The organism is Serratia sp. C2(1) (assembly GCF_036352655.1).
Taxonomy (GTDB): Bacteria; Pseudomonadota; Gammaproteobacteria; order Enterobacterales; family Enterobacteriaceae; genus Serratia; species Serratia inhibens.
In genome coordinates, this window is record NZ_JAZFBA010000001.1 from 497,459 (window position 1) to 514,233 (window position 16,775).

A 16,775-nucleotide genomic window follows, 5' to 3' on the forward strand; every position below is an offset into this window, starting at 1 on the left:
AGCCAGCAAGCATGGAAATTGCCTTTTATCTGGCAGGTTTGATTGCGATTGTCGCGACGATTCGCGTGATATCGCATACCAACCCTGTGCATGCGTTGCTGTATCTGATCGTCTCGTTACTGGCGATCTCTGCAGTCTTTTTCTCACTCGGCGCGTACTTCGCCGCTGCGCTGGAAATCATCGTGTACGCCGGCGCCATCATGGTGCTGTTCGTGTTCGTGGTGATGATGCTGAACCTCGGCAATGCGGTGCAGCAGCAGGAGCGCGAATGGATGAAGCCGTCGGTGTGGATCGGGCCTGGCTTGATGTCACTGGCATTGCTGGCGGTGCTGATCTTCGCGATCCGCAGCGTGTCCGATCAGGGCATCAGCGGTGAGATGGTTGACGCGAAAGCGGTGGGGATCAGCCTGTTCGGTCCTTACGTTCTGGCGGTTGAGCTGGCTTCAATGCTGTTGTTGGCAGGCCTGGTCGTTGCCTTCCACATTGGCCGCGAGCACAAACCGGGCGAAGTGATGAGCAGCGCTCCGGCCGGTAACGAAATGGCGAGAAGAAAATCGGAGGAGCAAGCATGATCCCTCTTCAACACGGCCTGATCCTGGCGGCAATCCTCTTCGTGCTCGGGCTGACCGGGTTACTGGTGCGTCGCAACCTGCTATTTATGCTGATCAGTCTGGAAGTGATGATCAACGCTGCGGCGTTGGCGTTTATCGTGGCGGGAAGCTACTGGGGTCAGGCGGATGGGCAGGTGATGTATATCCTGGCGATCAGCCTGGCGGCAGCCGAGGCCAGTATCGGTCTGGCATTGCTGCTGCAGCTCTACCGTCGTCGTCATACCCTGAATATCGATACTGTCAGTGAGATGCGCGGATGAACCTATTATATTTAACTATTCTGCTACCGCTGATCGGGTTCCTGCTATTGGCATTTTCCCGTGGCCGCTGGTCTGAAAACACGTCGGCGACCGTCGGGGTAGGCTCTATCGGCCTGGCTGCACTGGTTACGGTGTATGTGGCGATGGATTTCTTCGCCCAGAAAGCCACCGGCGTGCAGCTGTTTGAGCAAAGCCTGTGGAACTGGATGTCCGTCGGCAACTTCAATATCGGCGTGACGCTGACGCTGGATGGCCTGTCGCTGACCATGCTGTCGGTGGTCACAGGCGTCGGTTTCTTCATCCACATGTTCGCTTCCTGGTACATGCGCGGTGAAGAGGGCTACTCGCGCTTCTTCGCTTACACCAACCTGTTTATCGCCAGCATGGTGATATTGGTGCTGGCAGACAACCTGTTGCTGATGTACCTGGGCTGGGAAGGCGTGGGCTTGTGCAGCTACCTGTTGATCGGTTTCTACTACAAGGATCCGGCCAACGGCGCGGCGGCGATGAAAGCCTTTATCGTGACCCGCGTCGGCGACGTGTTCCTGGCGTTCGCGCTGTTCATTCTCTACAACGAGCTGGGCACGCTGAACATCCGCGAGCTGATGATCCTGGCACCGCAGAAGCTGGCCGTCGGCGATACCGCTATCACCTGGGCTACCCTGATGTTGCTGGGCGGCGCGGTCGGTAAATCGGCGCAGCTGCCGTTGCAGACCTGGCTGGCTGACGCGATGGCGGGTCCAACTCCGGTTTCAGCGCTGATCCACGCCGCGACCATGGTGACCGCCGGCGTCTACCTGATTGCCCGCACTCACGGCCTGTTCCTGATGGCGCCGGAAGTGCTGCATCTGGTGGGTATCGTCGGGGCGGTGACCCTGGTGCTGGCCGGCTTTGCCGCGCTGGTGCAGACCGACATCAAACGCGTGCTTGCCTACTCCACCATGAGCCAGATTGGCTACATGTTCCTGGCGTTGGGCGTGCAGGCATGGGATGCGGCGATCTTCCACCTGATGACCCATGCGTTCTTCAAGGCGCTGTTGTTCCTGTCTTCCGGTTCGGTGATCCTGGCCTGCCATCACGAGCAGAACATCTTCAAGATGGGTGGCCTGCGCAAGAGCATTCCGCTGGTTTACGTCTGCTTCCTGGTGGGGGGCGCCGCGCTGTCGGCATTGCCGCTGATCACCGCAGGCTTCTTCAGTAAGGATGAAATCCTGGCGGGCGCGATGGCGAACGGCCACATCAACCTGATGATTGCCGGTCTGGTCGGTGCGTTCATGACCTCGCTATACACCTTCCGTATGATTTTCATCGTGTTCCATGGCGAAGAGAAAATCAAAGCGCATGCCGGTAAAGGCATCACTCACCACCTGCCGCTGTTGGTTCTGCTGGTGCTGTCCACCTTCGTTGGCGCGATGATCGTTCCGCCATTGCAGGGTGTACTGCCGGATACCACCGAGCTGGCGCACGGTAGCGTGCTGCAGCTGGAGATTACCTCCGGCGTGGTGGCTATCGCCGGCATCCTGTTGGCGGCAGCGCTGTGGCTGGGTAAACGCAGCCTGGTCACCCGCATCGCTAACAGCGCACCGGGGCGTTTCTTCTCGACCTGGTGGTTCCATGCCTGGGGCTTCGACTGGCTGTATGACAAAGTCTTCGTCAAGCCGTACCTGGGCATTGCGAAGCTGCTGCAGCGCGATCCGCTGGACTCGATGATGAATCTGCCGGCCATCTTCTCCCGCTGGGGGAACCGTGGCCTGACGGTGAGCGAGAACGGTCAGGTGCGTTGGTATATAGCGTCTATGGGTGTGGGTGCAGTGGTCGTATTGGCGCTGTTGATAATAATTTAAAGCATTTATCGGGCATAGCGCTGTGCTATGTACAATGTTTTATACCGTGTGGATTTCGCGTTGTAGCTAGGCGGCAAGTGCGAGCATCCCCTGGAGCTTACTGAGGTAAGTGACGGGGGAAACGCCCGCAGCCAACAACGCTACAGCGTGAAAGACAACGGTAGAATAAGGGACACAAAACGCCATGCTATTACCTTGGCTAATTCTTATCCCCTTTATTGGCGGTCTGCTGTGCTGGCAGTTTGAGCGCTTCGGTACTAAGGTGCCGCGCTGGATTGCGTTGATCGCAATGGGGCTGACATTGGCGCTTTCTCTGCATTTGTGGATGCAGGGTGGCTACACGTTGACTACGCCGAAAGGCATCCCGCAATGGCAGTCTGAATTCCTGCTGCCGTGGATCCCGCGCTTTGGCATTTCCATCCACCTGGCGCTGGACGGCCTCTCACTGCTGATGGTGGTGCTGACCGGCCTGCTGGGCGTGTTGGCGATCCTCTGTTCCTGGCGTGAAATCCAGAAATACCAGGGCTTCTTCCACCTGAACCTGCTGTGGATCCTGGGTGGGGTAATCGGCGTGTTCCTCGCCATCGACATGTTCCTGTTCTTCTTCTTCTGGGAAATGATGTTGGTGCCGATGTACTTCCTGATTGCGTTGTGGGGTCACAAGGCGTCGGACGGTAAAACCCGTATCACCGCGGCCACCAAATTCTTCATCTATACCCAGGCCAGCGGTCTGGTGATGCTGATTGCGATTATGGGCCTGGTGTTCGTGCACTACAATGCGACCGGCGTGTGGACCTTCGATTACGAAGATCTGCTGCAAACGCCAATGTCGCACAATGTGCAATATCTGCTGATGCTGGGCTTCTTCATCGCCTTCGCAGTGAAAATGCCGGTGGTGCCGTTGCATGGCTGGCTGCCTGATGCGCATAGCCAGGCGCCAACCGCAGGTTCCGTTGACCTGGCGGGGATCTTGCTGAAGACCGCGGCCTACGGCATGCTGCGTTTCAGCCTGCCGTTGTTCCCTGAAGCGTCGCACGAGTTTGCGCCAATCGCCATGTGGTTGGGTGTGGTCGGTATCTTCTACGGTGCCTGGATGGCGTTCGCGCAGACCGACATCAAGCGTCTGATCGCTTACACCTCGGTATCGCACATGGGCTTCGTGCTGATCGCCATCTACACCGGCAGCCAACTGGCTTACCAGGGCGCGGTGATTCAGATGATTGCGCACGGCCTGTCTGCGGCCGGCATGTTCATCATCTGCGGCCAGTTGTACGAACGTCTGCATACCCGTGACATGCGTGAGATGGGCGGCCTGTGGGGGCGTATCAAGTACATCCCTGCGCTGTCGCTGTTCTTCGCGGTAGCCACCTTGGGGATGCCGGGTACCGGTAACTTCGTCGGCGAATTCATGATCCTGTTCGGCAGCTTCCAGGTGGTGCCGGTGATCACCGTGATTTCTACCTTCGGTCTGGTGTTTGCTTCGGTTTACTCGTTGATCATGATGCAGCGCGCATACTACGGCAAAGCTAAATCAGAACAACCGTTGCCGGGCATGACCGCGCGCGAACTGTTCATCATTCTGCTGTTGGTGGTGTTGCTGGTTCTGCTGGGGGTTTACCCGCAGCCGATTCTGGACACGTCTAATGCGGCGATGAGCAACGTGCAACACTGGTTTGGTTCGTCAGTTTCAGCAATTTCAACAACAAGGCCGTAATTCGCCATGACAATAACTCCTCAACAACTGATCGCACTGCTACCGCTGTTGATCGTCGGATTGACGGTGGTGGTTGTGATGCTAGGCATTGCGTGGCGACGCGACCACTTTATCAACGCCACACTGACCGTGATCGGTCTAAACCTGGCGCTGCTTTCGCTGTATTTTGTCGGCCAGGCAGGCCCAATGGACGTCACTCCGCTGCTGCGGGTTGACGGGTACTCGATGTTCTATACCGGGCTGGTGATACTGGCGAGCCTGGCGACCTGTACCTTCGCCTATCCATGGCTGGTGGGCTACCCGGACAACCGCGAAGAGTTCTACCTGCTGGTGCTGATTGCCACGCTGGGTGGCATTCTGTTGGCGAGCGCCAATCACCTGGCGTCGTTGTTCATCGGTATTGAACTGATCTCGCTGCCGCTGTTCGGTCTGGTGGGTTACGCCTACCGCCAGAAGCGTCCGTTGGAAGCCGCGATCAAGTACATGCTGCTGTCCGCTGCGGCTTCGTCATTCCTGCTGTTCGGTATGGCGCTGCTGTATGCCGAGTCCGGCGATCTGTCGCTGGCCGGTCTGGGCAAGAGCCTGCACGAAAACATGATGCACCAGCCGCTGATCCTGGCCGGTATGGGCATGATGATTGTCGGCCTGGGCTTCAAACTGTCTCTGGTGCCGTTCCAGCTGTGGACGCCGGATGTGTATCAGGGGGCGCCTGCGCCGGTCTCTACCTTCCTGGCCACCGCCAGCAAGATTGCGATCTTCGCCGTAGTGATGCGTCTGTTCCTGTATGCGCCGGCCGCAGACAGCGAAGCGCTGCGTCTGGTGCTGTCGATCATTGCCGTCTGTTCAATCCTGTTCGGCAACCTGATGGCGATCAGCCAGACCAACATCAAGCGTCTGTTGGGTTACTCGTCGATCGCCCACCTGGGTTATCTGCTGGTGGCATTGATTGCGGTGCAAACCCATCAACTGTCGCTGGAAACCGCCGGTGTTTACCTGGCCGGTTACCTGTTCAGCAGCCTGGGCGCGTTCGGCGTGGTCAGCCTGATGTCCAGCCCGTACCGTGGCCCGGATGCCGATTCGCTGTTCTCCTACCGTGGTCTGTTCTGGCATAAGCCGATTCTGTCTGCGGTCATGACGGTGATGATGCTGTCTCTGGCCGGTATCCCGATGACGCTGGGCTTTATCGGTAAGTTCTTCGTTATCGCGATGGGCGTCAGCGCTCACCTGTGGTGGCTGACCGGTGCTGTGGTACTCGGCAGCGCCATCGGTTTGTACTACTACCTGCGTGTGACCATCAGCCTGTTCCTCAACGCGCCGGAAGCTCTGCAACGCGATACCCCGAACAACTGGGCGTTGACCGCCGGCGGTGTGGTCGTGCTGATTTCTGCCGCGTTGGTGCTGCTGTTGGGCGTCTATCCGCAGCCGCTGATTACGCTGGTGCAGATGGCACAACCGATGTTCTGATTGGTATCAAGGCAGTAAAAAAGGTCGCTTCGGCGACCTTTTTTATTGGGGTGGGGCAGGGGACGCGTGAGAGAATCAGCCTGGGTTATTTTTAAACGATGCCTCCAGCGCCTGTACGACGGCACGCACCCGTGCAGCGCGCTGCAGGTCGGGGTGCAGCACCAGCCAGATATCCACCCAGTCCTTGTTTTCCGGGAAGATGCGTACCAGGTCCGGATCCTTATCCGCCAGGAAGGAGGATAGCAGGCCAATACCCAAACCGCTCCGCGTCGCCGAACGCAGCAGCAACTGCGAGTTGCACTGCAAAACGACGTTGGGATCGATCAGCGCCTCGCCACAGAAATCATTCCAGTGGCGCGGTACCAGTTCACGCGGAAACATCAGCAAATCGTGGCCGCGCAGATGGTCGCCTTTGGTCGGCAGACCGTGCTTATCCAGATAGTCTTGCGTAGCGTACAACCCCATTTCGATGGTCGCCATGCGTTTGATAATCAGCTCATCGGAATCGGGTCGCGCGCCGCGGATCGCCAGATCGGCGCCGCGATAAGAAATATCGGAGATATTAATCGCCGTCAGGAGCGTGACGGTGATTAATGGGTGCTGTTCTCGTAGATCCTTTAGCGCCGGAATGACAAAAGCCTCGGCCATAGTGTCGGTGGTGGCGATGCGTACGTTGCCGCACAGGCTGTCGTCGCCGCTGGTGGCTTTGCGGCCAATCGCCTGCACCGAGTTTTCAATATTCATTACGTCCGCCAGCATTTCCTCACCCAGCGGGCTGAGGGAAAATGATTTCGGCGTGCGGATAAACAGCTTTGACCCCAGGCTCTCTTCAAAAGCGGTAATGCGGCGGCCCACGGTGGCCTGGTCGACGTGTAGTTCATTGGCGGCTTTTCGTAAAGTGCCGCAGCGTGCTACTGCCAGGAAGAAACGTGCATCATCCCAATTCATCATGCCATTTCCTTTGTACAGGCTTATCGGTTTTATCCGTGCTCATTCTTGCGCAGCCGCTTTGGCTCTGGATTTGGCTGCAAATGAAGCCCACGTATCATAATTATTTATTATGTTTCAGGATATGAATAAATGCATCAATGTGAAGCAGTTTTGCATCTTTATTTTTACTAAACAATCTTTATGCTTATCAACGTTTATGCTGTGATCTGGCGCACATTTTTGTATCAATGTTACCCGAACGCGTAAGCAGATGCGCATGAGAGCCTGTCTCTGTGGGCTAACCGCCTGGTGGGATTGACTCTGAATCAGGTTGGCCCACCACGACTGGACATGAAAAATGGAGTCTCACGCAGAGAAGTTATACACCCCCGTAGCGCTGGCAACTGCCGACGGTATCAGGGTTATTGCAACGCCTGGCGCGAAAGCGGCAGATAAAAGTAACGCTGATGTGATTATTCAGGGTCTTGAAGCACGCGGCATTCAATATATATTCCTGGTACCCGGCAAGCTCGTGTATCCGCTGATTAAATCCATTGAACATTCTGGCATTACCGGCATCGTTGGCGCTCATGAGACAGCCTGCGGCTTTATGGCCGATGGCTACGCCCGTGCCAGCCGCAAGTTCGGCGTTTGCCTCGGTATCTCCGGCCCGGGTACCATGAATTTCCTGCCGGCGATGGCTGCGGCGCAGGCCGATAAAATCCCGGTGCTGTATCTGGCCGGTGGCATCGCCACCTATCATGAAGCGCAGGGCGCTTTTCAGGACGGCAGCAACAGCGGTATCGACGAACTGACCATCGTCAAACCTCTACTTTCCGCCGCTATCGAAGTAAAAAATAATCTCACGTTGCAGCACGAGCTGCGGCGCAGTTTGTCTTGCCTGAATACCCAGCGCAAAGGCCGTGCGTATTTGAGCGTGCCGGTCGACATGCAAAAGAAAGTGGTGGCCGGCAATCATGCTGCGGATCCGCAGCGCATGCCGCAGTGCCGCGAGGCGGCGATCGATCAGCAGGGGCTGGATCAGGTGCTGAACGATTACCTGCTGCGCGGTTTGAACGTGGCCTGTCTGGTGGGCAACCGCATGAATAACCCGCAGGACGCCGAACTGCTGCTGCGCCTGGCGGAGAAATATCGTTTGCCGGTCGCCACCACGCTGTCCGGTAAGGGGGCGTTCCCTGAAGGGCACGAGTTGGCGCTTGGCCTGTATGGGTTCGCCGGCCACACCCGCGCGGTAGAAACCATCAACGGCGATGAAGTGGACGTGCTGCTGGTGCTGGGATGTGACCTTAGCCAACGCGATAGCCTGAACTGGAACCCGCGGCTGCATGGCACCAAAACGCTGGTGGTGATCGACGAAGATTTTGATAAGGTCAGCTCGCACTATCAACCGGACATGCAGATTTTCTCCAGCCTGACCGGCGGGTTGCAGCACCTGCTGGACGCGGTCGGCGACGGCGACATCCGCCTGGCCGGTATCAAGACGCTACGGGATGGCTGGCTTGTGCAGGTGCGTCAACTGCCGCTTGAACAACAGCAACCGGATCTGCAGGCGCGGCAGGCGGCGGGCGAAGCCAACATGTACCCCGGTGATGTCATCAAACGCATTCGCAGCCGTATGGACGAGGACACCAACGTTGTGGTCGACTCCGGTGCGCACCGTATCTTTATGGCCCACCACTGGCTGGCCAGCGGGCGGGGTGACTATCACACCTCAAGCTCCCTGGCGCCGATGGGGTGGGCGATATGCGCCGGTATCGGCATCAAGTTGGCGGCGCCGCACCGTGACTGCGTAGTGGTCACCGGCGACGGCTGCATGCTGATGCACGGCATCGAGATCCAGACCGCCGCTCGCTATCAGGTTAAAATGACCTTTGTCGTGATGAACAACAGCGCTCACGGTGCCATGCATATCGACACGCTTCAGAACCGTGGCGTATCGGCCGATTACACCGCCCTGCCGAATCACGACTGGAAGGCTTTCGCCAACAGCCTGGGCGTCGCCTCTGCGAAGGCGGCGACGCTGGAGGAACTGGATGAGGCGCTGGCCGCTGCGGCCGCGTACGATGGCCCGTTCCTGATAGAAGTGATAGTAGGAAATCATGTGGCGCCTAATCGATACTATGCCGAGAGCATCGTAGAATACGAACAGCGTATCAAAGGGTTGTAAGGGGGCTGTCTCTGGAGGCCGTCGTTAATTATCCTTTGTGTCACGCCATTTCTGTTCTTATTCACAGGTCATGGAGCGATAACAATGTATAAATTGGTACTTCTGGCATTAACGATGGCATTTCAGGGGAACGCGCAGGCTGCCGAAGATCACGGCGAAGGGATCAGTAAAGAAACCTTGCTGAAAACCGAAACCTCGTGGGAGGGCACGCCGTACGGACAGTATCCGGCCGGCGCGCCTCAGATCACCATGTTGAAAGTGACGGTGGAGCCGAATAAGGTGCTTGCCTGGCATACCCACCCGTGCATCAGTGCGGTGTATATGACCGGCGGCAGCGTTTCTCTCACGGTAAAAAAAACCGGCTTGAAGCACACCTTTAAGCAAGGGGATTCCTTTACCGACACGGTAGATATCGTTCATCAGGGCGTTTCTGGCGAGAAAGGGGCGGAGATGCTGGTGTTCTTCGCTTGTGCCGACAACAAACCGCTGACGGTGAAAACCGCCGAATAATAGTGTCTTTCAAACTGCGGCGTTGTTGACTGCACTGCCCGTAGGGGGCGAAGATGTTCGCCCCGTTTGACAGGGGGCAGTATACACAGGCACTGGCCCAATCTGGGGCAGCCTGGCTGCAACTTGGCCCCATAGGGTATAGATTATTTTTTACAGCCCGTTTTCGGGGTGTATTCCGAGGAAATCATGGTTGCTTTGTGGATGGTTGTCGCCAGCGGGTTCTTTGCGCTGATGGGGGCAAGTGTCAAACTGGCCTCGGCCAAAGTTGGCTTTTTCGATATCATTTTTTATCGCTCTTTCATTAACGTACTGATCGTCGCCGCGCTGATTAAGGTTAAAAATCTCGGTTTCCGCACGCAGCACCTCGGTTTGCATATGAAGCGCGCCGCCATCGGCAATGCGGCGATGTACTGCGGCTTTTATTCGCTGATCCATCTGCCGATCGCCACCGCCACCACGCTGGGTTACACCAACCCGATCTTTCAGTCGGCGATCGCCTTCGTAACCTCCAAAGGCCAATTGACCGGCAAATTGCTGTTTTCCGTGCTGTTGGGGTTTATCGGCATCCTGGTGTTGCTGCGCCCGGATACGCCGAATGGCGAGTATGTCGCCACCCTGATTGGTCTGTTATCCGGGCTGTTGACCGCACTGGCTTACTTCAATGTCGGTAAGCTGGTGCGCAGCGGCGAGCCGGAGTTGCGGGTGGTGTTTTATTTCTCGCTGGTGGGCACGGTGATTGGCGGTGTGATGACGGCGGCGATGGGCTTTACGGCCCTGGACAGCGCCATGATGCTGTGCGTAGGCGCCATTGGCGTATTCGGCAGCCTGGGGCAAATCACCATGACCCGTGCTTATGGCAGCGGCAATGCGGTGATTGTCAGCATCCTGTCCTACAGCACCATCATTTTTTCCACGCTGCTCGGCTATCTGCTGTTTGGCGAAAAGCTGTCTTACATTGCTGCGGCCGGCATGGCGCTGATTATTCTTTCCGGCGCATTGGCCATTTTGAAACGCAATCCGGCGAAGGCCTCGAAGGCTGCTGCGGTATAACAACAAAGGAGAGGGCTAATGGACTTTTGCCCAGCCAGGGAACTGGCGCGCTATGGACTGTTTGGCATTGTGGCGACCCTCGGCATGGACCTGGTCAATTTTATTGCCTCGTCCGCCGGGGTTATCGGTAAACTGAATCTGGTTTTTATCGGCAATTTGGTTAATCAGTGGGGGCAGGGGCAATTTCTGTTCCTGCGGCCCGGCGATATTCCTCAGGTGCCGTACGCATTATTATTGGGCTACGGTGCGCATTATTTTGCAGGCATCGTCCTGGCACTTCTTTTTTATTATTTTATCTTTTCCGTTTATCATCCGCGCCGCGGCGCTTTGTGCCGGGCCGTTATTTATGGCCTGGTTTGTTCGCTTATATCGTTATGCTTAATTTATCCCTCTGTTGGATTAGGTTTTTTCGGCAGCGCCGTTAGCGGCATCGGTTTGCTGGTGGCCAGTCTGGTTAACCACGCCGTATATGGTTTTTTATTAGGCATTTTCGGTATTTGGCCACGTAGGCAGGCGGTTTGCGTGCTGCATTAAAACGGTCATATTTGCTCCGCTCATGCATTAATGAATCACTGTGATGCATTCTTGGCTATTTTTGCTGTTATACCCAAACGGTATGATGAACGCGTTTCCTGATTGAGTTTGGTTTTCAGGACAGAATGTTTATCCAGCTTGTTTCGGGAGAGAAAAATGTCTGAAGGTGTCGCTGTTGATGACGCAGCTAAAGCGAATTCGGGCACGTCGCATTTTGCCATTCTGCTGTTTTTAGCGCTGGCATTAATGTCTGCATTGCTCAATAGCAGTGCGCCGACGCCGCTTTATCCGCTTTATCAACATGAATTGGGTTTAAGCTCGGTCAGCCTGACAATTATTTATGGCGCTTATGCTGCAGGTGTGTTGATTTCACTGTTTGGCGTCGGCAACATGGCCGGCAAGGTGAAAGACCTGCGCAGCATGATTGTGCCGGCGCTGCTGGTGGTTTTGGCCGGCGCGCTGCTGTTTTCGATGGCCGATTCGTTTTTGATGATGTTTATGGCACGGCTGTTGGCCGGGATTGGGACCGGTGCGCTAACCGGGGCGGCCAACATTGCGCTGGTGCGTTTTGGGCCGAAAGATGGCGGTAAGAATGCGGCGCTGATCGCTACGCTGTCATTTACCCTCGGCCTGGCGTTGGGGCCTATTTTCAGCGGTGTGGCGCTGCAAACCGGATTCCATACCACTTCATTGCCCTTCATTATCATCATGGCGGTGGCGGCGGTAGCGGCATTGGGCGTGATGCTGAAATGGCCGAGTGAAGTGGTGGTGGTGCCGGTAAGCGGAGCGCCGGTGGCGGCCGCAACGGAAAAGAGTTCGCTAGGTGACGGCCTGCGCGCCACGGGCGGCAAGTTCTTCCTGTGTGCCGGTGCGCTGTTCATCTGCTGGGCGGTCGCTGCCAGTATTCTGGCGATTGGCCCGAGCGTATCGGAAAAGCTGCTGGGCATGCACAGCCGTGGCGTTTACGGTTACGTGATTGCCGTTTACCTGGTGATTGCCGGCATCAGCCAGATCCTCAGTCGTCGCATTAATGCGCGGCACTCGCTGATGTTTGGTTGCCTGGCGCAGGCGTTGTCGGTGGTGGTGTTCGCCGAGGCGATCCAGATCCACTCGTTGGGCCTGGCCGCCGCAGGGATGGTGATTGCCGGTTATGCCTACGGCGCGATTTTTGTCGGCAGCGCCACGCTGGTGAACCTGATTTCACCGAAGGCCAGCCATGCCAGACTGATTTCGCTGTTTTACGTTATCGCTTATATCGCCAACTGGGTGCCCATCCTGTTGGGAGCAGTGATCGACCATGCCAGCCTGCATCTGGCGGTCAACCTGTTATTTGTGGTCAGTGCCGTGGTGTGCTTGGTTTTGAGCTTCATGGTGGCCCGCGCGGGTTTCCCGCGCTGATACCCCGGCTTATCAAGCCGTAGCCTGGTTGGCTGCAGCTTGATATTCATAGGGTATAAGAAAGAATACTTTAGCCACGCAATGTGGCGAACGATTTCCCTGGTGTTGTTGTGTGTCATTTCCAGCGTGCTTGCCACGCTGGTTTTTTTTGTGACAAATTCAGCAAATCTGTAATTTCCATTTCTCTTATTGCATAATTTTTGTGACTTAATTCACATAAATTTACCGGTTTTCGAGTACACTGCGCGCTTTCTTTTCTGCCGGGTCGATTTATGAACGTTATTTTCGCCATTGCCGTCACTACCGGAATTCTGTCCGGCGTCTGGGGATGGGTTGCCGTCAGCCTGGGGTTGATCGGCTGGGCCGGTTTTCTCGGTTGCACCGCTTATTTCGCCTGTCCGCAGGGTGGTCTGAAAGGGTTGTTGATCAGTACTCTGACCAGCTGTAGCGGGGTGTTTTGGGCTATGGCAATCATTCATGGCAGCGAGCTGGCACCGGGTTGGAGCATGCTTGGCTACCTGCTGACCGGCATTGTGGCCTTCCTGATGTGCATTCAGGCAAAACAGCAATGGCTGGGATTTGTGCCCGGCACCTTTATCGGCGCTTGCGCTACCTTTGCCGGCGGGGGCGACTGGCCGCTGGTAACGACGTCTTTATTGGTGGGGCTGGTGTTTGGTTACGCGATGAAAAACAGCGGGTTGTGGTTGGCGATGCGCGGCGAGAAGGCAAAAATGCCGGTTGCGGCTAACGGTCATTCAAATAGTGCCACCGAGTGAGATACGGTAGTGCAGGTCAACGCGCTCGATGCATGGCACTCCTTTGATACGTTTTAGCAGGATCTCGGTGGCGACCTTGCCGATATCAAATCGTGGGGTAATCACGCTGGCGATGCCCGGCGTGGTCGCTTTACCGATATCCAGACCGTGAAAACCTGACAGAGCGATGTCCTGCGGGATATTCAACCCGAGCCGCAGGCACTCCTGCAACACGCCCACCGCCAGATCGTCGTTAGTGCACAGTATGCCGTCCAGCTCAGGATAAAGCCGGCGCGCCATCGCCAGCATATCGGAGCCGACCGAGACCGATGAAACCTTATGCGGTGTGATTTGGCGCGGCGTCAGCCCCTGATTTTCCATCGCCCGGCAGTAGCCCTGAAAACGTTTCAAGTCGCGCGCATCGGACATGGCGCCGAAATAGACCACCTGGCGTTTGCCGCTGGCAAGCAGCGCTTCGGTCATGTCATAACCCGCCTGATAGTTATCGAACCCCACGGCAATTCGCCCCGCCGGCCCTTCCAGATCCATCACCTGCGCCACCGGGATTTTTGCCGCCGCCAGATACTTTTCCGCCCGCAGCGTGTGCTGCGAATCGGTCAGGATCAGCCCGGCGATCGGGTAGGCCAGCAACTGGACGATGTGCTCTTCCTCCCGCTCGCGGCTGTAGTCATAGTTCACCACCAGCGTTTGATAACCCTGCTCCAGAGCGACGGATTCTATGCCGGCCAACAGATCGGCAAAAATCTGGTTGTTGAAGGAGGGGACTAACACGCCGATGCGCGGTTTTTGGTTCGCACGCGCTTCATCCGTGTCGGTGAAGTTAACCTCTTTCATCACGTCGGCAATGCGCGCGGCGGTGTCGGCCGCCACCTTTTCCGGCGTACGCAGATAGCGGCTGACGGTCATTTTGGTCACGCCGGCGAGCAGCGCGATATCTTGCAGCGTAACGCGTTGGTTCTTCATTCTGGGGCCTTAACAGGGTGCGGGCGGAGACATCGCGGATAAGCCCATGTTAGCAAATCGATTTGGCGATAACAATCGATGTTAAAAAGCATAAAAACACTATTTTTCAATGAAATATATTAATTTTCGATCTGTGTGGATGCGCGGCTTCACGTTAAAGGTAACAGCTTTTAGTAACATGATTTTAAGTGATGAAGATCACGTTTTTGCCGGCGGCAATCCGGTGAGATAGGCACCTGTTCTAACTGAATGACAGGGATCGGGGAACCTTATGAACAACTTGTTTTCGCTGGATAATAAAAAAATACTGATTACCGGCGCTTCACGGGGCATTGGTTTTCTGCTGGCGCGTGGGCTGGCGCAGTACGGTGCCCATATTCTGGTCAATGCCACCAGCCGGGAAAATGCGCAACGCGCGGTGGATATCCTGCGGCGTGAAGGCTTCAGTGCCGATGCTGCCCCTTTTGACGTGACCGACTCGCAGGCCATTCACGCTGCCATTGAGCAGATTGAGGCGGAAATGGGCGGGATTGATGTGCTGATTAACAACGCGGGTATCCAGCGGCGCCATCCCTTTACCGAATTCCCGGAAAAAGACTGGGACGACATTATCGCCGTCAATCAGAAAGCGGTGTTTATGGTGTCGCAAACCGTGGCGCGCCATATGGTGCAACGCCAAAGCGGCAAAATTATCAACATCGGTTCGATGCAGAGCGAACTGGGGCGCGACACCATTACGCCGTATGCCGCCTCCAAGGGAGCGGTAAAAATGCTGACGCGCGGCATGTGCGTGGAGCTGGCGCGTTACAACATTCAGGTCAACGGCATCGCGCCGGGATATTTCAAAACCGAAATGACCCAGGCGCTGGCGGACAATCCGGAGTTTACCGCCTGGCTGACCAAGCGCACCCCGGCCGCCCGTTGGGGCGATCCGCAGGAGCTGATTGGCGCCGCGGTGTTTCTGTCGTCCAAGGCTTCGGACTTTGTTAATGGCCATTTGCTGTTTGTCGATGGCGGCATGTCCGCTGCGGTATAACGATCTGTTCAACGGAAAATCATGATGAAAATTCAAACCCGGTCCTGTGTAGTCAACGGCAAATATGACGTGGCGGTGGTGGAGCAGGAGGTGGAATATCAGGGAAACGGCACGCTGGTGAAAATCACCCGTGGCGGGATCTGCGGTTCAGATCTGCATTATTACCAGGAAGGTAAGGTCGGCAGCTTTCAGGTGCGTCAGCCGATGGTGCTTGGCCATGAGGTGATCGGCGAAGTGGTGGCCAGCGATTCGGCGCTGCTGGCGCCGGGCCGGAAGGTGGCGCTGAACCCCAGCAAGCCATGCGGGCAGTGCAAGTATTGCCTGGCGAATCAGCAAAACCAATGTACCCAAATGCGTTTTTTCGGCAGCGCGATGTATTTCCCGCATGTTGACGGCGCTTTCACCCAATACAAGGTGGTCGATAGCGCGCAGTGCATTGCGTTCGACGCCGATCGCGATGAAAAGGTGATGGTGTTTGCCGAACCCTTGGCGGTGGCGATCCACGCCGCGAAGCAGCCCGGCGAGGTCAAAGGGAAAAAGGTGTTCGTGTCCGGTGTCGGCCCGATAGGCTGCTTACTGGTCGCGGCGCTGAAGGCGCTGGGGGCAGGTGAAATTGTCTGCGCCGATCTCAGCGCGCGCTGCCTGGATATTGCCGGGGAAATGGGGGCCGATGTCCGTTTGCACGCCGCCGACGACGATTTCAGCGGTTATCTGCAGGACAAAGGGTATTTTGATATCGCCTTTGAAGTTTCCGGCCACCCGGCGTCTTTACAGCGTTGTCTGGAAATCACCCGTGCCAAAGGGACGGTGGTGCAGGTGGGCATGGGCGGCAGTTTCCCGGATTTCCCGCTGATGCTGCTGATTGCCAAAGAGCTGAACCTGCTGGGATCGTTTCGTTTTGTTGAGGAGTTCGCGTTGGCGGTGGCCTGGCTGGCCGACGGGACAGTCGATCCGCTACCGCTGCTTTCTGCCGAGTTCGATAGCCGGCAATTGGCGCAGGCGCTGGCGTTTGCCGGTGACAAGAGCCTGGCTGCCAAGGTGCAGTTAGTGTTCTGATTTTAGCCAATAGTCTGATGGCGTGGACCGACGATCCTTGTCTATAGTTAAGAACCGTTTAATTTTTTAACCACGGAGAATTTAACATGGCGAGAAATACGGATGCGGATCAAACCACGCTGGATGACGATCTGAGAATGCTGAGCGACACGCTGGAAGAAGTGTTGAAATACTCCGGCGATCGCGCCGATCAGGCCTATATCGATATCAAGGCCAACGCGGAACAAGCCTTGAGCGAGGTTAAGTCGCGGCTGACTGACGCCACCGAGTCCTATTATGCTCGGGCCAAGGATGTCGTTTGCCGCACAGACGGCTACGTGCGCGAAAAACCTTGGCACAGCGTAGGCATTGGCGCCACGGTCGGTTTGGTGCTGGGCTTGTTGCTGGCACGCAAATAACGGCCTGTTGAGATTGGGCGCGGCAATCGCCGCGCCCCGATGT

Annotated in this window: 16 protein-coding genes; 14 read left to right on the forward strand and 2 right to left on the reverse strand. The window is 56.5% G+C overall.

Annotated features, from left to right (window positions below; translation table 11 throughout):
* Positions 1-11 precede the first annotated feature (11 nt).
* The 5 genes from nuoJ (at position 12) to nuoN (ending at position 5,893) form a co-directional block, all read left to right on the forward strand.
* Positions 12-572 (forward strand): NADH-quinone oxidoreductase subunit J, encoded by a 561-nt coding sequence (nuoJ, locus tag V2S86_RS02375; protein ID WP_330761064.1) that lies wholly within the window; start codon positions 12-14, stop codon positions 570-572.
* Positions 569-871, forward strand: coding sequence for an NADH-quinone oxidoreductase subunit NuoK (gene nuoK, locus V2S86_RS02380; protein ID WP_004936014.1), 303 nt, complete (start codon positions 569-571; stop codon positions 869-871). Before nuoJ ends, nuoK begins: the two co-directional genes overlap by 4 nt.
* Positions 868-2,715, forward strand: coding sequence for an NADH-quinone oxidoreductase subunit L (gene nuoL / locus V2S86_RS02385; protein ID WP_330761065.1), 1,848 nt, complete (start codon positions 868-870; stop codon positions 2,713-2,715). Before nuoK ends, nuoL begins: the two co-directional genes overlap by 4 nt.
* Positions 2,716-2,899: 184 nt before the next feature.
* Positions 2,900-4,429, forward strand: a complete 1,530-nt coding sequence (gene nuoM / locus V2S86_RS02390; protein WP_004947242.1) for an NADH-quinone oxidoreductase subunit M — start codon at positions 2,900-2,902, stop codon at positions 4,427-4,429.
* Positions 4,430-4,435: 6 nt separating this feature from the next.
* Positions 4,436-5,893 carry an NADH-quinone oxidoreductase subunit NuoN gene (gene nuoN / locus V2S86_RS02395; protein ID WP_330761066.1) on the forward strand — a complete coding sequence of 486 codons (1,458 nt, stop codon included), beginning with the start codon at positions 4,436-4,438 and terminating at the stop codon, positions 5,891-5,893.
* A gap of 75 nt (positions 5,894-5,968) precedes the next feature.
* Here nuoN and V2S86_RS02400 read toward each other — a convergent pair whose 3' ends face one another.
* Positions 5,969-6,844: a LysR family transcriptional regulator gene (locus tag V2S86_RS02400; RefSeq protein WP_126484156.1), complete on the reverse strand. Its 876-nt coding sequence runs from the start codon at positions 6,842-6,844 to the stop codon at positions 5,969-5,971.
* Between the two features lie 337 nt (positions 6,845-7,181).
* Here V2S86_RS02400 and V2S86_RS02405 point away from each other — a divergent pair, with 337 nt between their 5' ends.
* The 6 genes from V2S86_RS02405 (at position 7,182) to V2S86_RS02430 (ending at position 13,279) form a co-directional block, all read left to right on the forward strand.
* On the forward strand, positions 7,182-9,011 hold the full coding sequence (locus V2S86_RS02405) for a thiamine pyrophosphate-binding protein (RefSeq protein WP_330761067.1): 1,830 nt from the start codon (positions 7,182-7,184) through the stop codon (positions 9,009-9,011).
* A gap of 84 nt (positions 9,012-9,095) precedes the next feature.
* On the forward strand, positions 9,096-9,521 hold the full coding sequence (locus tag V2S86_RS02410) for a cupin domain-containing protein (RefSeq protein WP_330761068.1): 426 nt from the start codon (positions 9,096-9,098) through the stop codon (positions 9,519-9,521).
* Between the two features lie 186 nt (positions 9,522-9,707).
* Positions 9,708-10,571, forward strand: a complete 864-nt coding sequence (locus V2S86_RS02415; RefSeq protein ID WP_330761069.1) for a DMT family transporter — start codon at positions 9,708-9,710, stop codon at positions 10,569-10,571.
* Positions 10,572-10,589: 18 nt separating this feature from the next.
* Complete coding sequence (locus V2S86_RS02420) at positions 10,590-11,105, forward strand: DUF6789 family protein (protein ID WP_330761070.1); 516 nt, start codon at positions 10,590-10,592, stop codon at positions 11,103-11,105.
* A gap of 156 nt (positions 11,106-11,261) precedes the next feature.
* Positions 11,262-12,503 carry an MFS transporter gene (locus V2S86_RS02425; protein WP_330761071.1) on the forward strand — a complete coding sequence of 414 codons (1,242 nt, stop codon included), beginning with the start codon at positions 11,262-11,264 and terminating at the stop codon, positions 12,501-12,503.
* Positions 12,504-12,775: 272 nt separating this feature from the next.
* On the forward strand, positions 12,776-13,279 hold the full coding sequence (locus V2S86_RS02430) for a DUF1097 domain-containing protein (RefSeq protein ID WP_330761072.1): 504 nt from the start codon (positions 12,776-12,778) through the stop codon (positions 13,277-13,279).
* On the opposite strand, the gene V2S86_RS02435 is transcribed toward V2S86_RS02430, so the two are convergent.
* Positions 13,259-14,242, reverse strand: coding sequence for a substrate-binding domain-containing protein (locus tag V2S86_RS02435; protein WP_330761073.1), 984 nt, complete (start codon positions 14,240-14,242; stop codon positions 13,259-13,261). The genes V2S86_RS02430 and V2S86_RS02435 overlap by 21 nt on opposite strands.
* Before the next feature lie 271 nt (positions 14,243-14,513).
* Between V2S86_RS02435 and idnO the strand changes: the two genes are divergently transcribed.
* From idnO to elaB, 3 genes are all read left to right on the forward strand, one after another.
* Positions 14,514-15,278: a gluconate 5-dehydrogenase gene (gene idnO / locus V2S86_RS02440; RefSeq protein WP_006317964.1), complete on the forward strand. Its 765-nt coding sequence runs from the start codon at positions 14,514-14,516 to the stop codon at positions 15,276-15,278.
* A 24-nt stretch (positions 15,279-15,302) separates the two neighbouring features.
* A complete protein-coding gene (gene idnD / locus V2S86_RS02445) occupies positions 15,303-16,334 on the forward strand; it encodes an L-idonate 5-dehydrogenase (protein WP_330763141.1) in 1,032 nt (343 codons plus the stop codon).
* An 86-nt stretch (positions 16,335-16,420) separates the two neighbouring features.
* Positions 16,421-16,732 carry a stress response protein ElaB gene (gene elaB / locus V2S86_RS02450; protein WP_330761074.1) on the forward strand — a complete coding sequence of 104 codons (312 nt, stop codon included), beginning with the start codon at positions 16,421-16,423 and terminating at the stop codon, positions 16,730-16,732.
* Positions 16,733-16,775 lie beyond the last annotated feature (43 nt).

Coding starts and splice junctions, on each gene's coding strand:
- idnD (WP_330763141.1), top strand. CDS start 15,303: ATGAAAATTCAAACCCGGTCCTGTGTAGTCAACGGCAAATATGACGTG.
- nuoJ (WP_330761064.1), top strand. CDS start 12: ATGGAAATTGCCTTTTATCTGGCAGGTTTGATTGCGATTGTCGCGACG.
- idnO (WP_006317964.1), top strand. CDS start 14,514: ATGAACAACTTGTTTTCGCTGGATAATAAAAAAATACTGATTACCGGC.
- elaB (WP_330761074.1), top strand. CDS start 16,421: ATGGCGAGAAATACGGATGCGGATCAAACCACGCTGGATGACGATCTG.
- V2S86_RS02435 (WP_330761073.1), bottom strand. CDS start 14,242: ATGAAGAACCAACGCGTTACGCTGCAAGATATCGCGCTGCTCGCCGGC.
- nuoM (WP_004947242.1), top strand. CDS start 2,900: ATGCTATTACCTTGGCTAATTCTTATCCCCTTTATTGGCGGTCTGCTG.
- V2S86_RS02430 (WP_330761072.1), top strand. CDS start 12,776: ATGAACGTTATTTTCGCCATTGCCGTCACTACCGGAATTCTGTCCGGC.
- V2S86_RS02420 (WP_330761070.1), top strand. CDS start 10,590: ATGGACTTTTGCCCAGCCAGGGAACTGGCGCGCTATGGACTGTTTGGC.
- V2S86_RS02405 (WP_330761067.1), top strand. CDS start 7,182: ATGGAGTCTCACGCAGAGAAGTTATACACCCCCGTAGCGCTGGCAACT.
- V2S86_RS02425 (WP_330761071.1), top strand. CDS start 11,262: ATGTCTGAAGGTGTCGCTGTTGATGACGCAGCTAAAGCGAATTCGGGC.
- V2S86_RS02400 (WP_126484156.1), bottom strand. CDS start 6,844: ATGATGAATTGGGATGATGCACGTTTCTTCCTGGCAGTAGCACGCTGC.
- V2S86_RS02415 (WP_330761069.1), top strand. CDS start 9,708: ATGGTTGCTTTGTGGATGGTTGTCGCCAGCGGGTTCTTTGCGCTGATG.
- V2S86_RS02410 (WP_330761068.1), top strand. CDS start 9,096: ATGTATAAATTGGTACTTCTGGCATTAACGATGGCATTTCAGGGGAAC.
- nuoK (WP_004936014.1), top strand. CDS start 569: ATGATCCCTCTTCAACACGGCCTGATCCTGGCGGCAATCCTCTTCGTG.
- nuoL (WP_330761065.1), top strand. CDS start 868: ATGAACCTATTATATTTAACTATTCTGCTACCGCTGATCGGGTTCCTG.
- nuoN (WP_330761066.1), top strand. CDS start 4,436: ATGACAATAACTCCTCAACAACTGATCGCACTGCTACCGCTGTTGATC.